This is a genomic window from Pseudoflavitalea rhizosphaerae (genome assembly GCF_003991355.1).
Lineage (GTDB): Bacteria > Bacteroidota > Bacteroidia > Chitinophagales > Chitinophagaceae > Pseudobacter > Pseudobacter rhizosphaerae.
In genome coordinates this window covers 260305-283703 of the sequence record NZ_RCSU01000007.1, presented here as the reverse complement: position 1 = coordinate 283703, position 23399 = coordinate 260305, and the positions used below count along the sequence as shown (strand labels likewise).

Below are 23399 nucleotides of genomic sequence, written 5' to 3'. Positions count from 1 at the left end.
GATCTTATTCTCCCATCCATCTCCAGTCTCCCGCGATCTGTAATGCCTCTTTGAGCTTATTATCGATCAGGAACTGCTTGGTTGTGGCATCGTCCATACGTTTGGCAGGCAGCTCCGCCGCATTGCCGATAGCATAAATGAACATCGTACTGAATCTGACCTGGTCAACCATCCAACTCCGGTTGATCAGGCTTATATCATCACAATCCGCATGATAACAGCGGAAAACTTCTGAAGGAATATTGGTAACCGATGTGGCTGTAGGAATGCCCTGTAGCATGAATGGCTGATGATCGCTGTGCAATCCCGCACCACCTGCACTGGTCTTGTTCTGAAAAACAGTATCGATGGCCCTGATGGCTTCCCCGGTTGACTTGAAAAAAGCTTCCGCTTCTTTTCTTCCTCCGGCCGTAAATCCAATGGCATTGGCAGACATATCGAAATTGAAAACGTATTTCACCTGGTCGAGTGTTTTTCTTTTGCCGGCGTCGGCTACATATGCACGTGATCCCAGCAGCCCCTGCTCTTCTCCCATGAACAATACAAACTCGATGGTGCGATCAGTTTTCAGGCTAAGCGTCTTGAAGGTACGCGCCATATCAACGATGGCAAATGAACCAAGACCATTATCAGTGGCGCCGGTAGCCAGGTCCCAGCTATCCAGGTGGCCACAGACAATTATTTTCTCGTTGGGATATTTTGTGCCGGGCAGCGTGGCGATCACATTGCGTGCTTTGATGGGCCCGCTATGATTATCCATGCTGAGTTTTGCATGATATTGTTTCTGCTTCAGCATCTCCCTCAACCGCAGGCCATCTTCATTGGTGATGCACACTGCTGGGATCGGATTGAGCCTTCCTGTAACAGAAGCGGTACCGGTGAGCAGAACACCATTCTTCACACCATTGAACAACATAATACCCTTTGCTCCGTATTTAATGGCGAGTGCTGTTTTTTCCGAGCGATGCAGGTTTTGTGTACCGGGCTTGCTGCCGGCGCTAAGCCAGAGAGAGGCCAGCACGATCTTACCTTTCGCTTTTCCCGGATTGACGAGGTAATCCTCTTCCAGGCCGCTGCCCATATCAACAATTTCAGCAGATTCGCTTACACGTACAGGTGAGTGGGCCAGCGTGACTGCCTTCAGCTCTTCGATCTTTTCCCCTGAAGTACTGAGCAGATCGAGATGAACATGGCCGCGGCTCCAGCTCTCCACTTCAAATGGCTGAAACCTTACATTTTGGTAACCGTAAGATTTAAGAAGATCGAACACCTGCTGCTCGGCCTTCTTTCCATTGGCAGAACCGGTAAGACGATGACCGATCCTGAGAGTGGATTCCTTCAGTGTTTCATATGCTTTGGAATTGGACAATACTTCGGTATTGATGGATTGAAATACAGTTTGCAAGCCATCCTGCGCCATAATGCCCGACACTCCGGTTGTGAGCAATGTGAACAGCAATACGTGTTTCTTCATGAGTCAACATTAATTGAAAAAATGATTCAATGTGATGTTGAAAGATAAGCCAAATATCGTTTCACGTAGCTGTCTGCATAGTTCCAGCTAAGCCATGAGTATGCAGATTGTTTTTTCAGAAACTGTTTTTCTTTGTATTTCAATTGCTCAACAAAACAGGCATTGCAGGACCCCGCGTCATAAAAATCACGTTCCACTTTTGGCGGCGCTTTGTCTTCCAGTTGCTGCAGGAAGGCGATATTCTTTTCCAGGAGAGGAATGGTCTTATCAGATAAAGTGAGCAGGAAGGGTACATCCAGTTCCAGCTTATCTTTCCTGCTCAGATTATGACCGGCAATCAGTTCGTCCCAATGCACTGTACTGGCCATTACCAGTACTACTATCGCAGCTGTTGCATTCACCCGGAGCAGGTAATAATTCGTTTTCCTGTTTTTCACTTTTAGCGCAACAGAGATCAGTCCGATCAACACCAACAACAGGAAGAACAACACACCCAGCCTTTTATAGGCAAGCCCGTAATACTGGATATAGTAGAGGTCGCGCATAAATACCGAAGCTACCAGGAAAGTATTCTGAATGATCCAGCAATAAGCGCCGTACTTCAACCATTTGTTCCTGTTGTAGAAATTCAGGTTGCCTTTGAAGAAGAACAGCACCACCATCATGGCCATCACAATGGAGAAGATAAGCACATAAGTGCCTTCATGCACCAGTTGTGACATTAGCTGCTCATTGGAGTGATCGTAATTGAGCCAGATATGATTGAGGTCGAGGATATTCACAACCAGCAGCAGGGCATTCAGTAATAAAAGGCTGATCAGTCCTGTTGTATTTTCATTCTTCAACGCCATTATTCCCGTTGCCAGTTTACCCATGAAAGTGGCTACCAGGTTGTAAAAGGGATTGTGGCTTCTCACAGCCCAGGTGATGCGCTTTCTTTGGAGGTCGTCCCTGTGTGCAAGGTCCTTTTCGGAAAGATAGCGTGATTGTCTTTTAAGCAATAAGGCAGAAGAGACCATCAGTCCCAGCAGCAGGAGCAGGAACCGGCCCCAGGAAAAGGTTTCGATGAATCTTTCGAGTGCCCGTGAAATTTCGTTGACCAGTTTTTCAGTGAACTGGTTCAGCGCACTGTTGCCGAGTGAGTAGATGCCGAAAAAGAACAGGAACAGGAAAACAGGAAGGATAGCGAAGCGGACCAGCTTCGTCCATTTTCTTTTCCTCTTTTCTCTTTTTTGATTTGCGAACAGGTCCCTGAAAAAAAGATAAGGGCTCACAAGAATATTGGCGATCCCTGAAGCACCGGCATACCATGGACTTCTGTGCAGGTATAATCCATACGCCACCGTGAGCGCCAGTGTGATAACGCAGGCGAACACGCTCAGCGCTGTGTTGTGCAACACCAGCATAGCCAGGCTGGTGAGATGGCCAAGTGCAAACCATCTCACCGCAGCGTTTTGCCTGGCTTCGGCGTATTGAAGGAATAATGCTGCCAGAATAAAAAGATCGAACAGTACAAGGTTCAAGGCCAGTTTCTCATGAAAGAACACAAGACTGAAGAGCAGACCGCCGGCCAATACCCAGCGGATAGCTGTTGGATTATTTTGCATACAATGAATTTTAGAAATTACTGCCGGCCTTGGCGCACCGGCAGTTTGTTTTCCTTTTGAGGGTCAGGGTAATCACATGCCGGAGTTTTCTCATGAAAATTTATTAAGCATATTAAAAAGTACTTTGTATTTCAAAGTGAAATGACAAAAAAATTATTTTATACCCCTGATCATGCTTTCGAGCGCTTCGATATGTTCTTTGAATGCTTTCTCTCCCGCCTTGGTAATAGAATAGGTGGTATTGGTCTTTCGCCCGATAAATCCTTTATGCACTTTGATATACCCATGTTCTTCGAGTGTGGAAAGATGGGAAGCCAGGTTTCCGTCGGTAACATCCATGAGTTGTTTGAGATCATTGAAATTGATCTCTTCGTTCACCATAAGAGTACTCATCACCCCAAGGCGTACGCGATTATCGAAAATTTTATTGAGATGTTCAATTGGGTTCTTCATGCAATGCTTATTGACTGATTCGTTCGTATTTCCACCACATCACCAATCCATATACGATGTGCAATACGCCGAATCCGATGGCCCAGAGATACAGCCCCAGGCCAAGACTGTAGAGATTGATCAGTCCCAGGATCAACTGTCCGTACCCCAGGTAACGGATCTCGCCCAGGGTGTACCTGGATGCATTTACCAGCGCCAGTCCGTAAAAGATAAGGCAACCTGGAGCGATCATTTCAAAATATCCGAGTTCAAGACAACGCCAAATCACTATTCCACCAATGCCCAGTGGAAGGACGGTATTCCACATGAGCCGCTGTACCGTGCGATCCCATAAGGGTGTTTTCTGTTTCCTGGACCGGATCCAGGTAAAAAAGAAAGCACTTATAACTGCGGCCACGAAGGTACAGATCGCAATGATGATAAGTTCACGGAATACCTGGATCCTGGAAATAATGATGGGCGTTTTGGAATACTGCTCAATATCGCCACCCTGCAAATTCGCCAATGTATTATTGGCAAACCAGGCGCCGATCAGCGCACAGATACCAGCGCTTACACCACTCCATCCACTCAGTGATATAAAACGGGACGAGCGTTCCATCATCCGTTTAATGTCCTGTAAAGCATCCAGTGATTGGTGTTCTGATGTCATAAAAAGCACTTTGTGATACAAAGTAGCAATAAGTTTTTCATATCTGCAAGTTTTTTTCTCCCGATATGAGGGAAATTCTGCTTTCAGTTGTTATACTAAAACCCGGGTAGCTGCGTTCAAAATGGCCCCAGCCCGGCCCTTTAGGTTATGTTAAAAGATGGTACGCCACCATTCATGCACTTTTAACAAGATATGATTAAAGGCATTGACGTATTTTTGAACAAGATCAAATCAAGTCCGTGGAAAAACAAAGTATGAGAGGCTGTATATCGCTGATAGTTTTATTGCTCTGCCTTCAGGGTATATCACAGGCACAAACGAAGATCCTCAGAGGGATCATTAAAGATGCACATAGCGACGAACGCGTACCGTTCGCATCCATGCAATTCCTTAAAAGAGGTAACGGTGGCGTCAGCGACTCCTCCGGCGCCTTCATCTTCCGCTTCGATCAATGGCCCGCAGATACCATCAAAGTTACCTATGTTGGTTTCCAGGACTTCTTCCTGGTAATTGACTCCGCACTCGTCAGTAAGGAAAAGAACGGTGTGCTGGACCTTACCATTATGCTGGAACGGGGCAAGTTTGTGGAAGAAGTAGTGGTAAGGCAAAAGATCGATCGCGGCTACCTCATGTGGAAACGCATCGTTAAGCACAAACCAAAGAACGACCGTTACCGCTTTCAGAACTTCTCCTACGAACTCTACAACAAACTGGAGATAGACCTGAAGAATATCAAGAAAGATAAATTCGGAAAGCTGCCCTTCGTGAAGCAATTCAAATTTGTACTCAACAATATCGATACCACCGAAGAAGGCAATACCTTCCTTCCCGTATACCTTACGGAAGCTATATCCGACTACTATTACCAGAAATCGCCCAAAAAACGCCGGGAAGTATTCAAAGGCATCAAAACCATCGGCGTCAATAACGAGAGCGTGGGTAAGCTCCTCGGGGGCATGGACCAGAACATTAACTTCTATTCCAATTTTATCCCGGTATTCGACAAACAGTTTGTAAGCCCGATCAGTGATAACGGCGATAATTATTACCGTTTCCGCGTACTGGACACCCAGTATGTAAATAACCAGCGGCTCATTCACGTAACCTTTACGCCTAAACGAAAAGGAGAAAATACTTTCGAGGGCGACTGCTGGGTGCATGATCCTACCTGGGCCATCCAAAAAATGAACCTGCGCCTCACAAAAGATGCAAATATCAATTTCGTGGACAAGCTCAGTCTCATCCAGGAATTCAAACTGATCAACGATTCCACATGGTTCCTCAGCCGCGATAAATTTGTGGTGGATATGTCGCTCACCGGCGACAAGCACCTCTCCGCCATTGGCCGCAAAAGCACCACCTACGAAAATGTAATCGTGAACGACAGCAGCGTTCTCAACGAACTGGCCAAGAACAGTATCCTGGAAGAGACCGTGATGCCTCCTGAAGCCATGAAAGTGCCAGACAGCTTCTGGGTGGAAGCCCGCCATGAAGACCTGAGCAAACACGAGCAAGCGTTGTACAAAACCATCGATACCCTGCTGAGCCTGCCTGCCTTCCGGCGTGTAGCCAAAACCGTTAATTTCCTGGTGACCGGCTACAGGAATATAGGCAATTATGAGATCGGCCCCTGGTACAACTGGATCACCTATAACCAACAGGAAGGATTCAGGACCCGCTTCGATCTGGGCACCAATAAATATTTCAACAAGAACCTTTTCCTGCACGGTTATCTCGCATATGGCTTCAAAGACCAGGAATTCAAATACCAGTTCGACGGCCGCTGGTTCTTCGACAAGAGCCCGAGAACTTACGTGAGCTGGATGGTGCGTCACGATTTCGATCGAGGACAACAGTACTACGACGAGATCAGCCAGGATAATATCTTTGCGCTCGCCATCCGCAAGAGTGGCGTACCCATCAAGTTCCTGATGATGGACGAACGCAAACTGGAATTCTTCAGGGATTCAAAGATCGGCCTCTCCGTAACTGTTTCAGGTTCGCACAAGGAATTCGATCCTGTTGCCAACCTTCCCTATAAGAGCATGTTTGCAGCCAGCGTGAAAGACAGCAGCCTCAAAACGGCCGAGTTCTCCATCCGCCTGCGTTACGCCTATCTTGAGAAATTCCTGGAAAGCACTTTCAACCGTTATAGCCTGGGCAGCGACTTCCCCATCGTGGAGTTCCGTTACACGAGAGGTGTGAGCGGCGTCTTCAACAGCCGATTCGATTACCATAAACTGAACGCAAGCGTTTCCGATTACGCCAAGATCCCGCCATTCGGAACGCTTTACTACAATGTATTTGCAGGCCGCACATACGGCAAGCTGCCATACATGATGCTGGATGTAGCACCAGGCAACGAGATCTACTATTACAACAAATATGCGTTCAACCTGATGAACCGTTATGAATACCTGCACGACCGCTATGCGGGTGTGAATGTGGAGCATAATATCGGACCCGGCCTTTTCCGCTTCCTTCCGCTGACGCGTAAATTCAAGTTCCGTCAGTTCTGGAGTGCCAAAGCATTGTGGGGAGGATTGAGCGATGAGAATAAAGCATACAATATGCCTGTGGGTTCACCTTATATTTTCGAATTGCTGGATGGTAAACCTTATGTGGAGATCGGAACCGGCGTTGACAATATCTTCAAACTCTTCCGCCTCGATTTCCTGTGGAGGGTATCTCCCACACCGTTGCCGAAAGAGAACGTGAAGAAATTCGGTGTGTTCTTCAGCTTCAAACTGTCATTCTAAAAAAATAAAGTGGTGCTGACTAAAAAGGGCGGAGAGTCGGCAGTCACTCGCCTCCCGGCGAGTGACTTCTATTTGTTCGCCTCCGGCGAACACTGCGTCGCCAGAGGCGACTAAATAAAACTCACTCGCCGGAGGCGAGCGACTGTCAGCTCTCTTACCTTTTTAGTCAGCCCCATTTGGACCGAAACACTATTTCACATTTACAGTGATGGTTGTGCTCAGTTTGGAACCATAAGAACGATGGATGCCATCTGCAAACTGGAGAGAGATCTTATGCTTGCCGGGAGGCAGGCTCAGCTCAGCCTCTTTCTGTGCATTGCCGAAATGAAGATGCAGAGAGTCCTTTGGAACAACTGTTCCTGATGGCAGGGAATCCAATCCAATAAGGATATGGTGATGACCGGAAGCCGGTAAGATCTCGCGGGCAGTATCCACTGCGATATTGTCTGCTCCCATTTCCACTTTAAATGGAGAGATTACAGTTTGTCCGTCTTTCAGATTCTTGAAGTACACTTTTGCGCCTGCGGGGATTTCCGGAACAGGCGCGATGTCAGTTCCTGCTGCGGGAGCATGGTGATCATGACCATCATGGCTGGCTGAAGCAGTAGTGTCTGTATCGGCTTTCTTTTCTGAAGTTGCTTCATTACAGGCTACCATGCCCAGTATCATCAGTGCAGGAACAAATTGAAAATTGCGCATAGCGATTTTTTATAGAGTGAACGAATAATTACAAGCTTGAACAAAGGTAGCCGTTTAGAATTATTCTTTTACACCTGTATTGTTAACGGGCGCGGGATAATTCCATTCACTTCGGTTGAGCCTCCTGGTTGTGGGATAGATCTCATCCATCGTATTACCATCGTACAACCTGCCGTTCTTCATTACGGAATGGATGGAATTGCTGTTGCGGATATTCTCAAGCGGGTTCTTATCCAGGATGATCAGGTCTGCCAGCTTGCCGGCTTCGATGCTGCCGAGATCGTGATCAAGGCCCAGTCCTTCAGCGCCCAGTATGGTAGCGGTTTTCAGCGCATCGAGATTGGTCATGCCACCGCTTTGCATTGACCAAAGCTCCCAGTGATATCCCAGGCCCTGCAATTGTCCATGACTACCGATACCCGCCAGCGCACCTTTTTCCACCATTGATCTCATACTTTTTGCATGCTTCCGGAACACGTGTTCTTCGGGCATGAACCAGGCGCTGCGCCTGCGTGTCTTGGCCGCAAACTCTTCGTAAGGAGTGAAGTAAGCCAGCTTCTTGTCATTGTATGGCATCTCCGTTTCATAATAATAATTCTCTGCCCAGGGGCCTCCATAAGAAACCAGCAGCGTAGGCGTCAGGCACATTTTGGATCCGGCCACTGCGCCTGTTACATCTTTATAAAGCGGGAATACCGGGAACGAGTGTTCATGACCGGGATAACCATCCAGCAGATTGGTGATATTCATTTTGTAGTTCAATCCACCTTCAGTGGTAGGCATCAGTTGCTGATCTTTCGCGGCCTTGATGATCCATTGACGAACCTGGCGCGGCCCGAGCATATACATTTTGATGTATTTGGTATTGTAATACTGACTATATTGTTTCAACACCTTGCTGGCATGCGCAGAGTCTTTGATATTATACATCCAGAAACCAACACCGGGGCCGGTGGAATACACGCGCGGCCCTGGCATTTTACCGGCATCCACCATATCGCTGTAAGTGAGCACATCGGTAGTAGCTGTTTGCGGATCCCGGGTAGTGGTTACGCCGTAGGCAAGATTAGCCATATAGATCCAGGAATTTGTTTTCTGGATACGCCAGGGATTCCACATATGCGAATGCGTATCAACAAAGCCGGGGATGATGGTCTTGCCGTTACAATTGATCACCCTGGCTCCTGACGGTACTTGTAGTGTGCCTGATGGACCTACGGATTGGATGCGATTGTTCACTACCAACAGATCGCCGTTCTCTATCACTTCGTTCCCTTTCATTGTTACGATGCGGGCGCCTTTGAACAAGACGGTTCCTTTTGGAAGATCTTTCTCGAAATACAGTTTCACCTGCGTTTCAGCAGGCTTGTAGGAAGGCTCTTCTTTGGGGGCTTTAGCTGCCAGCGCCTTTTTGGTGGAGTCAGATTTATTGATAATAGTGTCAGCTTTTTTCTTTGCCTCTTCTTTCTTCGCCAGTTTCAGACTGTCATCAAACCGTTCTGCCGCTTCCAGGTTGTACACGATATGCGAGTTGCCGATTGACCAGTGAATTTTCTTTCCATCACTTTCCCATGCGGGAAATTCGCCACCCAGCTCTGTGAGCTTTCGGGCAGGATAAATGGTGGAACCCGCGTCTGCAACGGAGATGCTTAGCGGCTTTCCTGTTTTTACCATCGTGAAAACAAAAATATCATTGTTCACCTGTGCAAGTGCGCGGTCGCCATTGGGCGACAATAATACAACAGCCGCTGAAGCGGGAGTTTGCACCTCCATCGCTTCCGCCATGTTTTGGGACAGCATACAATAGTTGGTGGCGCCCAGCACATGATCATGACTGTTATCTTTCAGGTTACTGAGGCCATAAGTGGTGATACCCGTTACGCGCGCCAGTGTTTTTTCATCTGTTCCGTCAAGGCGGAGTGAAATCAGGCTGCCGCCCTGGTTCAGGTACAAACGATCATCGCCTTTAATGAAATGTGGATTGCTTCTGCCATTGGCCTTATCGATGTAATTGACATCCCCGCCATTGACGCTGATCCAGCAGAGCTCATCTTCGCCACCATAACCGAATGGACTGATCGCATTCTTGTATCGCTGGTTCCTCGTGCGCACAAAAGCGATCTTATCGCCGGTATAGTTCCAGGCCGGATTTGCGTAGAGCGCGGTCTCTTTCGTCAATTGCCGTGCAGGCGCTTTTCCATTCACGGCTACTTTGTACAGATGGCCACCATTTGCAGACCAGGTAGTGAAAACGATCTGGCTTCCGTCCGGCGACCATACTGGTTCAGCTTCGGTGAAATCATTATTGGTAAGGCGCTTTGGTGTGCCGCCCGGATAATCCATTACATATAAACGGTTGAGTACTGTGAAGGCCAGCTTCTTTCCATCCGGAGAAGGCACGGCATCCCGGATCTGTGTAGCCAGTGCATAGGCCGAATCTGAAACAGGATATTTGAATTCAAGCCGTGGCCCCAGTTCCAGGTCAACATCTGCATTGAAGGGGATCAGCTCAGGATTACCACCGTCAATAGGTATGCGATAAATCTTTCCACCGTAGGAAGCGATCAGGGCTTTGCTGTCCGGCGTGAAAGCCATTCCAGGCAATACGCCCATGGTGGCGATGGATTCCTGTTCATCGCGTTGCACCGGATAAGCGAGCCATCGTTCATCACCATTCTTCAGATTCCGGATCACGAGGCCGGTCTTGTCTTCATACCGCGTACCATATACGAGCCATTGTTCGTCTTTCGACAATACCGGTGTAAATGCAGATCCGTAGCGTGTGCTGATGCTTTGCGTTTTTCCATTCTCCCGGTCGAACACACTCAGTTGGTATTGCGGCAGCATGGCATTGTAGTTCCAGAAACCTGCGCGTTGGGAAAAATAAATATAGCGTCCATCGGGGCTTACTGCCGGATCGATGGTTTTGATACCCGGAGCATCTGTGAGCTGCGCGCCGGAGCCTGCATCTTTGTGAAGGAGCCAGAGTTTAACATCCAGGCGGCCACGCGCTGCTACAATATAGTTGCCATCTGGTGTCCAGGCAGCACTGGGAAAATTCTGGTCTTTGTCTTTTGTTACCTGCACGGTATCATTCTTTTCAGTATCTATGTACCAGATATTTTCTGAACCACTTCGGTCTGAAGTGAAGAGGATCTTTTTTCCGTCGGGGCTGAAGCGGGGATGTGTATCGAAAGCAAATCCGCGGGTGATACGGGTTGCCTTACCACCGGTAGCGGGGATAGTGTAGAGATCGCCCATAAGGTCGAAGACGATGGTATTGCCATCAGGACTGATATCTACCGATATCCAGGTGCCTTCATCAGTATTGAAAGAGATATTTCGTTCAGGCTTTAGCGGTAGTGATTTCATTTCTGTGAACGTGAAGCCTTTTTTAGGAACAGTATCGATTAGCCGCTGTCCATGAGATCCGGCGCCCAGCGCTGCACCGGATGTCAGCAGCATAGCCAGCCAGAGGCCCCCGTGGGCGGGGCGGCGTAAAATAGTAGATTGCATAACAAAACTTAGTTTTATTTGTAAAGGAATATACAACCAAAAAAGAGTAATTCCCCCAGCCCTGTATGAATTGTTATGAACGGCATTTTTTTCAACTAAAAAATTGATCGGCAAATGAACAGAGCAGTACACCTTGACCAACTGGAACAATTCAATGGCGTATGGGACATCGTAATCATCGGCGGCGGGGCTTCCGGACTGGGAGCCGCTGTGGATGCAGCGTCCAGAGGGTATTCCACCATTCTTTTCGAGCAGTATGATTTTGCCAAGGGTACCAGCAGCCGCAGTACCAAACTGGTGCATGGCGGAGTGCGATACCTGCAACAGGGAAATATCAAACTGGTAATGGAAGCGCTTCGCGAAAGAGGACTACTCAAACAGAATGCACCACACCTGGTAAAGAATCAATCTTTCATCGTTCCCAATTACAAATGGTGGGAAGGCCCTTACTACGGATTCGGTTTGAAGGTGTACGACTGGATGAGCGGCAGCCTCGGGCTGGGAACTTCCGAATGGCTTAGTACCGAAGAAGTGCTGAAACTGGCTCCCACACTGGATTCAGAAGGATTGCGCGGCGGCGTGCTCTATCATGATGGTCAGTTCGACGATGCGCGGCTGGCCGTAAATCTTGCGCAGACAGCCGCAGGCGCAGGCGCCACCATTCTCAACTATTGCAGCGTTACCGGTTTTCTTAAAACCAATGACCATATCGCTGGTGTTCAGGTGAAAGATCAACTCAGCGGCAAAGAATATGAAGTGCAGGCCAAAGTAGTGATCAATGCAACCGGCGTTTTTTCTGATGCCGTTCAGCACATGGATTATCCTTCAAGGCCCGCCAGCATTTCGCCCAGCCAGGGGATCCACCTGGTGCTGGATAAATCTTTTCTTCCCGGCGAAGCCGCCATCATGATACCACATACAGATGATGGCCGCGTACTCTTTGCTGTTCCCTGGCATAACAGGATCATCGTAGGCACTACCGATACGCCGGTGGATACTATTTCTCCCGAGCCGGTTGCGTTGAAGGAAGAAGTTGATTTCATTTTACATCATGCAGCGCGCTATCTGACCAAAGATCCAGTTGCTGCTGACATCAAAAGTGTTTTTGCCGGTTTACGTCCCCTGGTGAAAAGCACTGCCAAAAAAACTGCAGAGATCTCCCGTGATCACCAGGTCACCGTTTCTGAATCGGGTCTTGTTAGTATACTCGGCGGGAAATGGACAACCTACAGAAAGATGGCGGAAGATACAGTGAACACTGCTGCCGTGAATGCACAGCTTCCCTATCGTGAATGTATAACCGCATCTCTCAGTATCCGCGGCGCAAACCCCACCAGCAACTTCAACATTGCTGAATATTATTATGGTACCGATATCGGCGGCATCGATAAACTGGTGCAATCCGATCCTTCCCTGGCTGAACTGATCCATCCGGCACTGCCCTACACGAAAGCTATGGTTGTATGGGGAGTAAGAGAAGAATGGGCTGTTACTGTTGAAGATATTCTCAGCAGGAGAACGAGAGCAATCTTATTGGATGCGAAAGCAGCGCTGGAAGCAGCTCCTGTAGTGGCCGCCCTGATAGCAGACCTGACAGGAAAAGATGAAAACTGGATAAAGAAGGATCTGGAAGCATTCACGAAGGTGGCAGGAAATTATTTACCGCAAGGAATTTGAGCAGGTGAGGTGAGGCGAAGTCAGTTAGCTATTACAGTGCCTTCTCCTGCTCGCAACGAATGAGCTGCTGTAGTTGTTCTTCACTGGGAAGACTGGTGAGGTATTTCGAAACAAAAACCTTTTGAGATAATCCTGCAGTAGCATATTTCGCCAGGGTTTCGCTCTTGCCTGCACACAGGATGATGCCGATAGGAGCCGCGTCGTTCTCCTGCATTTCGTTTTCCCTGTAATAGTTGAGATACATATTCATCTGGCCTGCATCCGCGGGTGAGAAATCTTCCATCTTCAGATCGATCAGCACATGGCATTTGAGAATGCGATGATAGAACACGAGATCGATACGATAATGTGTGTTGTCGAAAGTGATGCGCTTTTGTCTTTCTTCAAAGCAGAACCCTTTGCCCATTTCCAGCAGGAAGTTCTGGAGCTGGCTGATGATCTCTCCTTCAAGGTCCGATTCTTCCAGGATGGCTTTGGTTTCGACGTTGAGGAATTCCAGAACATAAGGATTGCGAAGGAAGTCTTCGGGCCTTGTTCCGCTTCCTTTTTGATGGCTTTCCAGAACGGCTTGCTTGTCTTCGCTTAGCCCTGTACGTTCGTAGAGCATGCTGGAGATGGCGCGTTGTAATTCACGAACCGACCAGTTGTTGCTGATGGACATGGTTTCATAGAAGAGGCGTTTGAGTGGCTGATCTTGTTTGATGAGTTCAATGAAGTGTGAAAAAGAGAGGCGATTAATGAGTGTGTCCGGAGGAGTTTGTTTCAGGTCTGAAGATTTTCCAGACAGTGTCTGGGAAATTCCGAAAAACTGTTTATCAATTACATCTGAATACTTACTCAATGTGCTGGCAATTTCAGGATAGGTAATGTAAAATTGCTTGTAAAGATGCAGATTGGTGAAAGAAAATCCTTTCACACCTTTAGATTTTAGATTATCTGCCAAACCTCTATAAATTTTATCGCCGTATTCAGCTCTGTCAACACCTTTTTGCTCATATTCATAAATATAATGCCCAATTAACCAATTGCGAATTGTCATTGCAGCATTCACCTGCTTTTGAACCTGATCTAAAAAAAATCGATTGGCATCCATAATTGAAAGTGTAAGGCTTTCAAAATTGTTCGTTACTAATTTGTCTTTGTTCTTCTTCATAAAAGCTTTTTTAGTTAATAAATGACCGAGCAATAGATACGAATAAAATGAAGCTTTGGATCGGAATTTTTACTAATTTTTTTAGCAATGACCAATAGTAACAATATCAATTTTTTGAAATTGAAATCTTTGAATTCTATAAGTGTATAGGATGCAATAATTTAAAAGTCAGTCAATTATAAATTGTTCAGACACTGTCTGAACAATTTGGGTTAGCCAGATTTATAATATATAGTAGTCTAATACTTAACACTTCCTACTTCGCTAAATCCTCCTCCACAACAATGACTTAATACTTTCCTTAAAACAAAGATCCCCGGCTAAGCCGGGGATCTCAACTCATTTAATTTTATCTACCGCTTCAAGTATTATCTCACATGCTTCTTTAATCTCTTTATTGCTGATCGTTAGGGGCGGTACTATTCGTAAACATTGCGGAGCAAACAAGAACCAATCTGTCAGCACACGTCTCTGATCTTTCTTTCTGTTGATACAGGCATCGATCACTTTCTTATTGGTCTCGAAACTATCGAACTCAACTGCCATCATCAAACCACAACTTCTTACTGCTCTTATCTTCGGGTGGTGGAGCAGGTTATGAAATAACATTTCCTTCTCTTGCACTTTCTCCATGATCCCTCCTTTAAGCAATACTTTCATGGCTGCCAGTCCTGCTGCGCAACAAACCGGATGTCCACCGAAAGTAGTAATATGTCCCAATACAGGATCTGCTGTAAGATGATTCATCAACTTACGATTAGCAACAAACGCTCCCAGGGGCATGCCCCCACCGAGCGCCTTTCCCAGTAATACAATATCCGGCACCACCTTGAATTGCTGGTATCCCCAGAGCGTGCCTGTTCTTCCAAATCCGGTCTGGATCTCATCCAGGATCAGCAAACAGCCTGTTTCCTTACATTTTTGCTGCAACGCTTTCATCCATTCTTTGGTAGGCGCATAAATGCCGCGCTCCGCCTGTACGGTTTCTGCAATCACACAGGCCGTACGGGTGCTGATAGCTTCGATAGCATCATAATCATTGTATTCCATATGCAGCACATCCGGCAATAAAGGACGGAATGCATTGCGGAAATATTCATCACCGATAATACTTAAAGCTCCCTGCGTGGAACCGTGATAGCTCTGGTTGAATGCAATGATCTGTGTTCTGCCGGTGGCGCGCTTCGCGAGCTTCATAGCTCCTTCCACCGCCTCTGCTCCCGAGTTGGTGAAGTATACTGAGTTCAGAGAATTATGAAGATGATCTGTGAGCAGTTTCGCGTATTCAACCTGTGGGGTTTCCACCAGCTCTCCATATACCAGCAGATGCAGGTATTCATCAGCCTGTTGTTTGATGGCCTTCACCACTTTCGGGTGACGATGACCGATATTACAAACACTGATCCCTGCTATCAGATCGATATACTCCTTTCCTTTAGCATCGATCAATATACTTCCGGATGCCTTCACAATTTCGAGCGCCAGCGGAGCCGGGGAGGTCTGCGCCACATGCCTTAAAAACATTTCCCTTTGGTTCATACTGATATACTTATGAGTACAAATAAAACTAAATTCCGGCATTTGAACAGAATTCCTTCAACTGGTGAAAATTCAGGATATTTGTTGCATGCCACTAATCTTACATGTAGACGGAGTATATCCGCAGTTCGGACAAAATTGTTTTATAGCCCCCAATGCTACCATCGTAGGAGATGTAGTGATGGGCGATGAAGGAAGTGTTTGGTTCAATGCCGTAGTGAGAGGTGATGTGAACAGCATCCGCATGGGAAACAAAGTGAATATCCAGGACGGCGCCGTGATCCACTGCACGTACAAAAAAACAAAGACCATCATCGGCAATAATGTTTCAATTGGCCACAATGCCATTGTTCATGGCTGTACTATCGATGACAATGTACTGATTGGCATGGGAGCCATTGTGATGGACAACGCAAAGATCGGCAGTAACAGTATCATTGCAGCCGGGGCCGTTGTGCTGGAAGGAACGGAAGTACCCTCAGGCACCATCTGGGCAGGCGTTCCCGCAAAAAAAGTAAAAGATATTGACGCATCTCAAATTCACGGCGAAATAGACAGAATAGCAAACAATTATGTACGCTATTCAGACTGGTTCAGGGACCAGGTGACCGGCGAAAATGGGTAGAACTATTGACCCGGTGAAATAATATTCTTAGTTTGAAATCGTTTAACCGGAAGATATTATCGCTTATGAAAACCATCCGTTCGATCGTATTGATCACAGCCAGCTTCCTGATTGTTTCAGGCAGTTCCTCCTGTAAACTCTGGAATAGTGTGTTCGGCCCCAAATACGGTTGCCCTGCCAATAGCAAGAATGCCGGCGCCGAACGGATCCTTAGCGGTGAAAAACTGCCAAAGGCAAAGAAGTTCAAATCATAAGCACCGGGTCCTTATTCACCTAAATCCGTACCGTATGAGCCTCGCACTTCGTACCGACTTCGGCTGCACCGAAGCTATTATTGATGATGATTGTGGCTATAACCGTTTCTTTGAAATAGCCGGCATCCTTACAAACGATCTCGATATTCAGTTCTCCCAAAAATCAGACAGTCCAGACAGCAGTTACTGGGATTTCCATTACAAAGGATTCGCCCTCACCCTTCATTACAATATCTACACGGGCGTAACCATCTATCCATTCAAATTCCGTGAAGCGCAGCGAAAAGAAAATGATGCAGTAGTAGAAGTAGCTTCCTTCCTGGAGAAAAAATTACAGGTGCATCATTTCAAAAGATATGTAGCCTAGTAATTCTTTTCATCGATGGTGCCCAGGATGTTCAGATAGCTCACATACCTGTCTACCGCTACTTCGCCCGTTTCCTCCACCGCAGTTTTCACGGCGCAGCCGGGCTCATTTACATGCAGGCAGTTATTGAACTGGCATGCTGTGATCAGCTTTGCCATCTCAGGGAAATAATGGGAGAGCTCTTGTTTTGAAATATCAACAAGGCCAAACTCCCGTACACCGGGCGTATCAATCACACTGCCACCGAATGGCAGATCGAACATTTCTGCAAATGTGGTAGTGTGCATCCCCTTTCCGCTCCAGCCGCTCACGTCCTGGGTTTTCAGCCCCAGCTCAGGGAAAATGGAATTCAGGAAAGATGATTTGCCTACGCCGGAATGCCCGCTCATAAGCGTGATCTTATCTTTCAATAATTCCTTCACTTCCTCAACACCCTTGTTCTGTGCAACGGACATGGATACTACCTTATATCCGATTCGTGTGTACATCTCCGATAGCTCTTCAAATCTTTCTTCTTCCTTCTTCCTGTAGAGATCTGCTTTATTAAAAACGATGATGGCAGGAACATGGTAGGCTTCACAGGTGACCAGGAAACGGTCGATGAACCCCTGTGATGTTTTGGGATCTATGAGCGTAGCAAACAACAGGCTCTGGTCCAGGTTGGCTGCCACTATATGATGTTGTTTCCGGTGGGAAGGCGACTGACGGTTGATATAGTTTTTCCGCGGACTGATCTCATCGATCATGGCGCTGTTATCGGTGCCTGGCTCAGGACTGATACCCACAATATCACCTACCGCAATCGGGTTGGTGGATGTGATATCATCTATCTTGAAAACACCTTTGATACGGGCATTGTAAAAACGGCCATCATCCGCTTTCACCACGTACCAGCTTCCTGTTGATTTGTAGACCCTTGCTTTCATATTGGTAATACACTACGGGAATTTCCTGAACAGGGTAAACCGCAATGCCATTTCCAGCAAAAGTAATGCAGCGGCGGCAATCGCAAAGGGATGAAAACGCTCGGTGTACCGGCGGAAGGTGGTGACTTCTATCTTTGACTTCTCCAATTGATCAATTTCCCTGTAAACGCCCTTCAGGCTTTCATTATCGCGGGCCCGGAAATAAAGACCTCCTGTCTGCTCCGCAATCAGCCTCAGCAGCTTTTCATCGATATTCACTTTCTGCTGGCGCGTAACCACCCGACCGGACTCGTCAGGGATGGGCACAGGCGCATATCCATCAGTACCCACACCGATCGTATATACGCGGATACCATAAGTGCGGGCCAGGTCTTTGCCTTCAAGCGGACTGATCCTTCCGCCCTGGTCCTCGCCATCGGTGAGCAGGATGATCACTTTCGATTTTGTTTTGGAATCTTTCAGCCTGGCCACGCTGATACCCAATCCATCACCGATGGCGGTGCCATCTTCCAATGCGCCAAGCTGAATATTGTAGATGGCGCTTTTCAGCACTTCCTTATCTGTAGTGAGCGGAACAAGGGTAAAGCTTTCGCCCGAGAAGATCACTACGCCAACACGGTCTGTAACCCGGCTGTCCACAAAATTTGCCGCCACCTGTTTCGCTGATTCCAGCCTGTTAGGTAAGAGGTCCTGCGCAAACATGCTTCCGCTTACATCCATGCAAAGAATGATATCGATGCCCTGTCCTGTTTTCAATTCTTCATCAAAGCGGGTTTGCGGTCTTGCCAATGCAATAATGAGACATAGCACCGCCAGGCAACGGCAAATGAATAGCGAATGCCTGAAAAGATTTTTCCAGGAAGAGCCCTGCCTGAAACTGACTGTTGTTGACAACAGCACCGTTGCCTCCTGGTTGCCGGCCTTCTTCAGGTACCACCAGATCATAGCCGGCAGCACAGCCAGCAGGGCAAAGAACCAGGGATGGGCAAATGTGATATTTTGGAACCAGTTATAAAGCAAGGTCAGGTAAGATTATTGAGTGTGGTAATAGCAGAGCGGATGCTGTTGAAATTCTGCTCATTTTCTGTATCTCCGGGTGTGTATTTTGCAAACTTCACAAAGTCTGCGATCTGCAGTGCATTCGCCAGTTGGCTGAACTGCTCTGCATCGGGCTTTAAAGTAACCAGGGCCCTGGTGAGCTCATCGTTTGTTTTTTCGAGTGAGGATATCCGTAATTTCCGCATTACGAACACCCGCAATACATCGTTCAATTGTGTATAGAAAACCTTGCTTTCTGCAGGCGCCGGCCATCCTTTTTGTTTCAGGGTATCCAGCGCTTTGAGCGCTTCTTCATAAGGTGTAAGCTCCGGTATTTTTTCTGCAATGGGGATGTCTTTCTTTTTCTTCGCCATCAGTAGCCAAACGATGGCAGCAAGGGCCAGAATGGTAACTGCGCCGATGATCCAGGGGATAGCTCCCGCAGAAGGGTTCGGTACTTCTATGATCTCTTTGATATCCCTGTAATCTGCTTCCGGATTATAAGGTGTGTAAGAAACGTTGATGCCGATGGAATCCGTGGCATAAACAGTATTGCCTACTTTGATCGAGAGCGGAGGGATCACGCGATAGCCACTGTCGTAACTGGTGATCGTAACCACCTGCTGGACCTTCTTACCGTCCACACCTTCAACGGTGTCTACTTTTCCTTTTTCCAAAAATTCGAAAGCTGGAATGGAATCCAGTGTGAACCAGTTGATCTGGGCGCCGAGCGGCATCCTCGCATCCAGCAATAGCTTCACCGGCTCGCCGATCAGGATGGCATCCTTATCAACCGAAGCTTTTACCAATACCTGTGCATTCAAACCCAGGGTACTGAATAACGCAATAAACCACAGCAAAGCTGTTTTCATGGATCCTATTTATTTCTGCCGATAAAGAATTTTTGTAACACTTTCACATAGTCCTCATCCGTGCGGATATGCAGCAAATCGCAGCCGGCCTGGGTGAAAACCTGCTTGCAATATTCTGTATGACGGAAGAATTCGGACTGGTGTTTTTGTCTGACCAGGAAATCGCTGGTATCTACATAGAACTGTTGCCCGGTTTCTGCATCTTCTGCGAGTATCATTCCTGCATCCGGCAATTGCATCTCCATCTTGTCGTAGATCTTGATACCGATGAGATCGTGTTTGCGGCCTGCTACTTTAAGTGCATCGTTGAAACCTGTATCCAGAAAATCGCTCAGCAAAAAAGCGATGCATTGCTGCCGGGTGGAATTAGTGAAACGGCGGAGCGCTTCTCCCAGGTTGGTCCCTTTTTGTTTGGGCTGCATGGACAGCAATTCACGAACCATATAGAGCACATGGTCCCTTCCTTTTTTCGGCGGTATCATCTTTTCTACTTTATCGCTGAAAAAGATCAGGCCTACTTTATCATTATTGCTGATGGCCGAAAAGGCAAGTACTGCGCCTATTTCCGTGATCAGGTCCTTCTTACGTGCATGAGTAGTGCCAAAGAGGGAGCTGGCGCTCACATCTACGATCAGCATCACAGTGAGCTCACGTTCCTCTTCGAACATTTTGCTGAAAGGATGATTGAACCGTGCAGACACGTTCCAGTCTATAAAGCGCGGATCATCGCCAGCGTGGTACTCGCGCACTTCTTTGAAGTGCATGCCCCTTCCCTTGAAAGCACTGTGGTACTCACCGGTGAAAATATGCCGCGTAAGCCGTTTGCTTTTTATCTCCAGCTCTCTTACTTTTTTTAATATCTCGGTTGTTGTGAGCATGAATTGGGATTAAGGAACCTGGATGGCGCGGAGAACATCGTCCACCACATCCACTACATTCACGTTCTCTGCTTCTGCTTCATAGGTGAGGCCGATACGATGGCGCAAAACATCTTTCGAAATACTGCGGATATCTTCAGGTATCACATAGCCGCGTTTGTTCAGGAATGCATGTGCTTTACCTGCCAAAGCAAGATTGATACTGGCGCGTGGCGATCCTCCGTATGAGATCAGCGGCTTCAGCTTGTCAAGTTTGTAGCGCTCCGGGAAACGGGTGGCAAACACGATGTCCAGAATATATTGTTCCACTTTTTCATCCATATACACCTGTCTTACCAGGTCCCGGGCCTGCATGATCTCCTGCATGGTCACTACCGGTGAAACCTGCGGGCCTTTGAGTCCCTGCACATTCTGGCGTATAATGAGTTGTTCTTCTTCTTTGGTAGGATATTCTACAATCACTTTCATGAGAAAACGGTCCTGCTGCGCTTCGGGAAGCGGATAGGTACCTTCCTGCTCCAGAGGGTTCTGTGTAGCCAGTACGAGGAATGGCTCATCCAGTTTGTAGGTGGTATCGCCAATGGTCACCTGCTTTTCCTGCATGGCTTCCAGGAGGGCGCTCTGTACCTTGGCCGGTGCACGGTTGATCTCATCCGCAAGAACGAAATTGGCGAAGATGGGTCCCTTCCTCACGATGAATTCATGCTGCTGCTGGTTGTAGATCATGGTGCCGATCACATCTGCCGGCAGCAGATCGGGCGTGAACTGGATCCGGCTGAATTTAGCCTGTACCGCCTGGGCGAGACTCTTGATGGTAAGGGTCTTTGCCAGACCGGGTACTCCTTCCAGGAGGATATGCCCATTGCAGAGCAGGCCGATCAGCAGCCTGTCCAGCATTTGGTGCTGGCCTACGATCACCCGGGCTGTTTCGTCGCGGAGACGGTCTATAAATGAGCTATGAGACTGGATCTTCTCATTGAGTTGGCGAATATCATCGGCTGTTAATACCATAAACCGGGTTTAGCATGAATGAATGATAACAAGATATAAAATTACGCGAAATGCAGTTGCAATATGCTTGCCAACTTGCCGGCCGAAGGCCCGGACAGAGCGCTGCCTGTTTTTTTAGCTTAAGTATTTTCCTACGATCGGCACTCTTCTTCCAACACCAAAAGCCTTACTGCTGACACGTATGATGGGACAGAACTGATTTCGTTTATACTCCGCCGTATTCACCAGTTTCAGGATCCTGCGCACCAGGGCTTCCCCGATCCCCATTTCAATAATCTCCTTCGGCCCCTGTCTTCTTTCGATATACTGATACAGCACTTTGTCCAGTACTGGATATTCAGGAAGACTATCACTGTCTTTCTGTTCAGGCCTGAGCTCTGCTGAAGGCGCTTTGTGAATGATATTTTCCGGGATGATCACACCGTTCCGGTTGATGTATTCTGCCAATGCATATACCTGCATTTTGTATACATCGCCCAGCACGCTGAGACCACCGGCCATATCGCCATAGAGTGTACCATAACCGGTTGCCAGCTCACTTTTATTGGAGGTGTTGAGCAGGATATATCCGAATTTATTGGCAATGGCCATCAGCAGGTTTCCGCGTGTGCGGCTCTGGATATTCTCTTCTGCCAGTCCGAAAGGCAATCCCTTAAATACAGGTTCCAGGGTGCCCAGGAACTGGTTATAAATATCTTTGATGGGAATGATGTCATAGGGATTGCCCAGGTTCCTGCTCAATTGTTCCGCATCAGTAACAGAGTGGTCTGATGAAAATTCAGATGGCATCAGGATGGCCCGCACATTGTCTTTCCCCAATGCTTCGCAGGCTAACGCCAATGCTACAGCGCTATCGATACCACCGGAAGAGCCGAGGATCGCTTTGGAGAATCCCATTTTCCTGAAATAATCCCGGATGCCCAGGATCAATGCCTGGTGGATCTCCCCGATATTCTTTTCTGAAGTGAGATAATCGATGATCTTGTCGGGATCATCCACTTTTGACACACGCATTTCCTTATCAAAGGCAGTGGTGGCGCGCTTCAGCGGAGCCGGAGCCCTGGTGGTTACAGTAGATTGTTCCTGGTCTGTATCCACGATGGCGAAATCTTCTTCAAACACCTTCATCGCCTTGATCACACGGCCCTGCGCATCCATCACCAGGCTGCCGCCATCGAACACCACTTCGGTTTGCGAACCGATGGTATTGCAATAGAACATGGGGAGTTTGTACTTGAGCACATTGGCCCGGATCACTTCCAGCCTGTCGTCATCATGATCATAATCGAAAGGAGAGGCCGAAATATTGATCATGAGATCGGGATGTTGCACAATCAATTTGTCCATCGGATTGATGCGGTACAGGGGATTATCGCCCAAATTCCAGATATCTTCACAAATGGTAAGTGCGATGCGTTTCCCTTTGAAGCGGATCACTTCCCAATGGTAGGCGGGCTCGAAATAACGGTTCTCATCAAATACATCATAAGTAGGCAGACAGGTTTTCTGTGCCACGCCCAATACCTGCTTCTCGTAAAGGAACCAGGCTGCATTGAAAAGGTCCTTTCCTTCTTTCTCCGGATTACGCTGAGGAGAGCCGATGATCACCCCGATGGTGTCTGTATGCTCCTTGATGATATCGATTGCCTTGTAGCATTCATTCACGAAATCGTTGAACTCGAGGAGATCGCGCGGAGGATAGCCACAAACGCTCAATTCTGAAAATACAACCAGGTCTGCTCCTCTTGATTTGGCGTATTGAATGGCGCCAATGATCTTCCGGGTATTGTCTTCAAAGTTGCCGATATGATAATTCTGTTGCGCTAAAGCGATCTTCATACCTCAAATTTAAGCCCCATCCCGGGATTTTAAATTTTGGTTTTCCTTTTACAACATATT

At 47.5% G+C, this 23399-nt stretch carries 19 protein-coding genes; 5 read left to right on the top strand and 14 right to left on the bottom strand.

Going from position 1 to position 23399, the window contains the following annotated elements:
* Nucleotides 1–4: 4 nt before the first annotated feature.
* The 4 genes from D9Y29_RS14400 to D9Y29_RS14385 form a co-directional block, all read right to left on the bottom strand.
* Nucleotides 5–1474: a M28 family peptidase gene (locus D9Y29_RS14400; RefSeq protein ID WP_127129319.1), complete on the bottom strand. Its 1470-nt coding sequence runs from the start codon at nt 1472–1474 to the stop codon at nt 5–7.
* A 26-nt stretch (nt 1475–1500) separates the two neighbouring features.
* Nucleotides 1501–3081 (bottom strand): DUF4153 domain-containing protein, encoded by a 1581-nt coding sequence (locus D9Y29_RS14395; RefSeq protein ID WP_127129317.1) that lies wholly within the window; start codon nt 3079–3081, stop codon nt 1501–1503.
* 153 nt (nt 3082–3234) lie between these two features.
* A complete protein-coding gene (locus D9Y29_RS14390; protein ID WP_127129315.1) occupies nt 3235–3534 on the bottom strand; it encodes a winged helix-turn-helix domain-containing protein in 300 nt (99 codons plus the stop codon).
* Between the two features lie 7 nt (nt 3535–3541).
* Entirely contained in the window at nt 3542–4186 is a 645-nt protein-coding gene (locus D9Y29_RS14385; protein WP_206513785.1) for a hypothetical protein, read from the bottom strand.
* Nucleotides 4187–4440: 254 nt separating this feature from the next.
* On the opposite strand from D9Y29_RS14385, the gene D9Y29_RS14380 reads away from it, so the two are divergent.
* On the top strand, nt 4441–6945 hold the full coding sequence (locus tag D9Y29_RS14380; RefSeq protein ID WP_241237939.1) for a DUF5686 family protein: 2505 nt from the start codon (nt 4441–4443) through the stop codon (nt 6943–6945).
* A gap of 189 nt (nt 6946–7134) precedes the next feature.
* Here the strand turns inward: D9Y29_RS14380 and D9Y29_RS14375 are convergent, their stop codons facing one another.
* Together D9Y29_RS14375 and D9Y29_RS14370 are read right to left on the bottom strand one after the other, a co-directional pair.
* On the bottom strand, nt 7135–7644 hold the full coding sequence (locus tag D9Y29_RS14375; protein ID WP_127129311.1) for a DUF4399 domain-containing protein: 510 nt from the start codon (nt 7642–7644) through the stop codon (nt 7135–7137).
* Nucleotides 7645–7704: 60 nt separating this feature from the next.
* Nucleotides 7705–11160, bottom strand: coding sequence for an amidohydrolase family protein (locus D9Y29_RS14370; protein ID WP_206513784.1), 3456 nt, complete (start codon nt 11158–11160; stop codon nt 7705–7707).
* Nucleotides 11161–11274: 114 nt separating this feature from the next.
* Between D9Y29_RS14370 and D9Y29_RS14365 the strand changes: the two genes are divergently transcribed.
* Complete coding sequence (locus D9Y29_RS14365) at nt 11275–12837, top strand: glycerol-3-phosphate dehydrogenase/oxidase (RefSeq protein WP_127129309.1); 1563 nt, start codon at nt 11275–11277, stop codon at nt 12835–12837.
* A gap of 31 nt (nt 12838–12868) precedes the next feature.
* On the opposite strand, the gene D9Y29_RS14360 is transcribed toward D9Y29_RS14365, so the two are convergent.
* Complete coding sequence (locus tag D9Y29_RS14360) at nt 12869–13930, bottom strand: PDDEXK nuclease domain-containing protein (RefSeq protein ID WP_277601127.1); 1062 nt, start codon at nt 13928–13930, stop codon at nt 12869–12871.
* 399 nt (nt 13931–14329) lie between these two features.
* Entirely contained in the window at nt 14330–15529 is a 1200-nt protein-coding gene (locus D9Y29_RS14355; protein WP_127129304.1) for an aspartate aminotransferase family protein, read from the bottom strand.
* A gap of 88 nt (nt 15530–15617) precedes the next feature.
* Here D9Y29_RS14355 and D9Y29_RS14350 point away from each other — a divergent pair, with 88 nt between their 5' ends.
* From D9Y29_RS14350 to D9Y29_RS14340, 3 genes are all read left to right on the top strand, one after another.
* A complete protein-coding gene (locus tag D9Y29_RS14350) occupies nt 15618–16154 on the top strand; it encodes a gamma carbonic anhydrase family protein (RefSeq protein ID WP_127129302.1) in 537 nt (178 codons plus the stop codon).
* 65 nt (nt 16155–16219) lie between these two features.
* Nucleotides 16220–16408 (top strand): hypothetical protein, encoded by a 189-nt coding sequence (locus tag D9Y29_RS14345; protein ID WP_127129300.1) that lies wholly within the window; start codon nt 16220–16222, stop codon nt 16406–16408.
* Nucleotides 16409–16442: 34 nt separating this feature from the next.
* Nucleotides 16443–16775, top strand: a complete 333-nt coding sequence (locus tag D9Y29_RS14340) for a DUF3630 family protein (RefSeq protein WP_127129298.1) — start codon at nt 16443–16445, stop codon at nt 16773–16775.
* Here D9Y29_RS14340 and rsgA read toward each other — a convergent pair.
* The 6 genes from rsgA to D9Y29_RS14310 form a co-directional block, all read right to left on the bottom strand.
* Nucleotides 16772–17701, bottom strand: coding sequence for a ribosome small subunit-dependent GTPase A (gene rsgA / locus D9Y29_RS14335; RefSeq protein ID WP_127129296.1), 930 nt, complete (start codon nt 17699–17701; stop codon nt 16772–16774). The genes D9Y29_RS14340 and rsgA overlap by 4 nt on opposite strands.
* Before the next feature lie 12 nt (nt 17702–17713).
* The gene (locus D9Y29_RS14330) at nt 17714–18721 is read right to left on the bottom strand and encodes a vWA domain-containing protein (protein WP_127129293.1); all 1008 of its coding nucleotides are present in this window, start codon (nt 18719–18721) and stop codon (nt 17714–17716) included.
* Between the two features lie 2 nt (nt 18722–18723).
* Nucleotides 18724–19611 carry a BatD family protein gene (locus D9Y29_RS14325; protein ID WP_127129291.1) on the bottom strand — a complete coding sequence of 296 codons (888 nt, stop codon included), beginning with the start codon at nt 19609–19611 and terminating at the stop codon, nt 18724–18726.
* Nucleotides 19612–19616: 5 nt separating this feature from the next.
* Nucleotides 19617–20489, bottom strand: a complete 873-nt coding sequence (locus D9Y29_RS14320) for a DUF58 domain-containing protein (protein WP_127129289.1) — start codon at nt 20487–20489, stop codon at nt 19617–19619.
* Nucleotides 20490–20498: 9 nt separating this feature from the next.
* The gene (locus D9Y29_RS14315) at nt 20499–21500 is read right to left on the bottom strand and encodes an AAA family ATPase (RefSeq protein WP_127129287.1); all 1002 of its coding nucleotides are present in this window, start codon (nt 21498–21500) and stop codon (nt 20499–20501) included.
* A 114-nt stretch (nt 21501–21614) separates the two neighbouring features.
* Nucleotides 21615–23339, bottom strand: a complete 1725-nt coding sequence (locus D9Y29_RS14310; protein ID WP_127129285.1) for an NAD+ synthase — start codon at nt 23337–23339, stop codon at nt 21615–21617.
* Between the last annotated feature and the right edge of the window lie 60 nt (nt 23340–23399).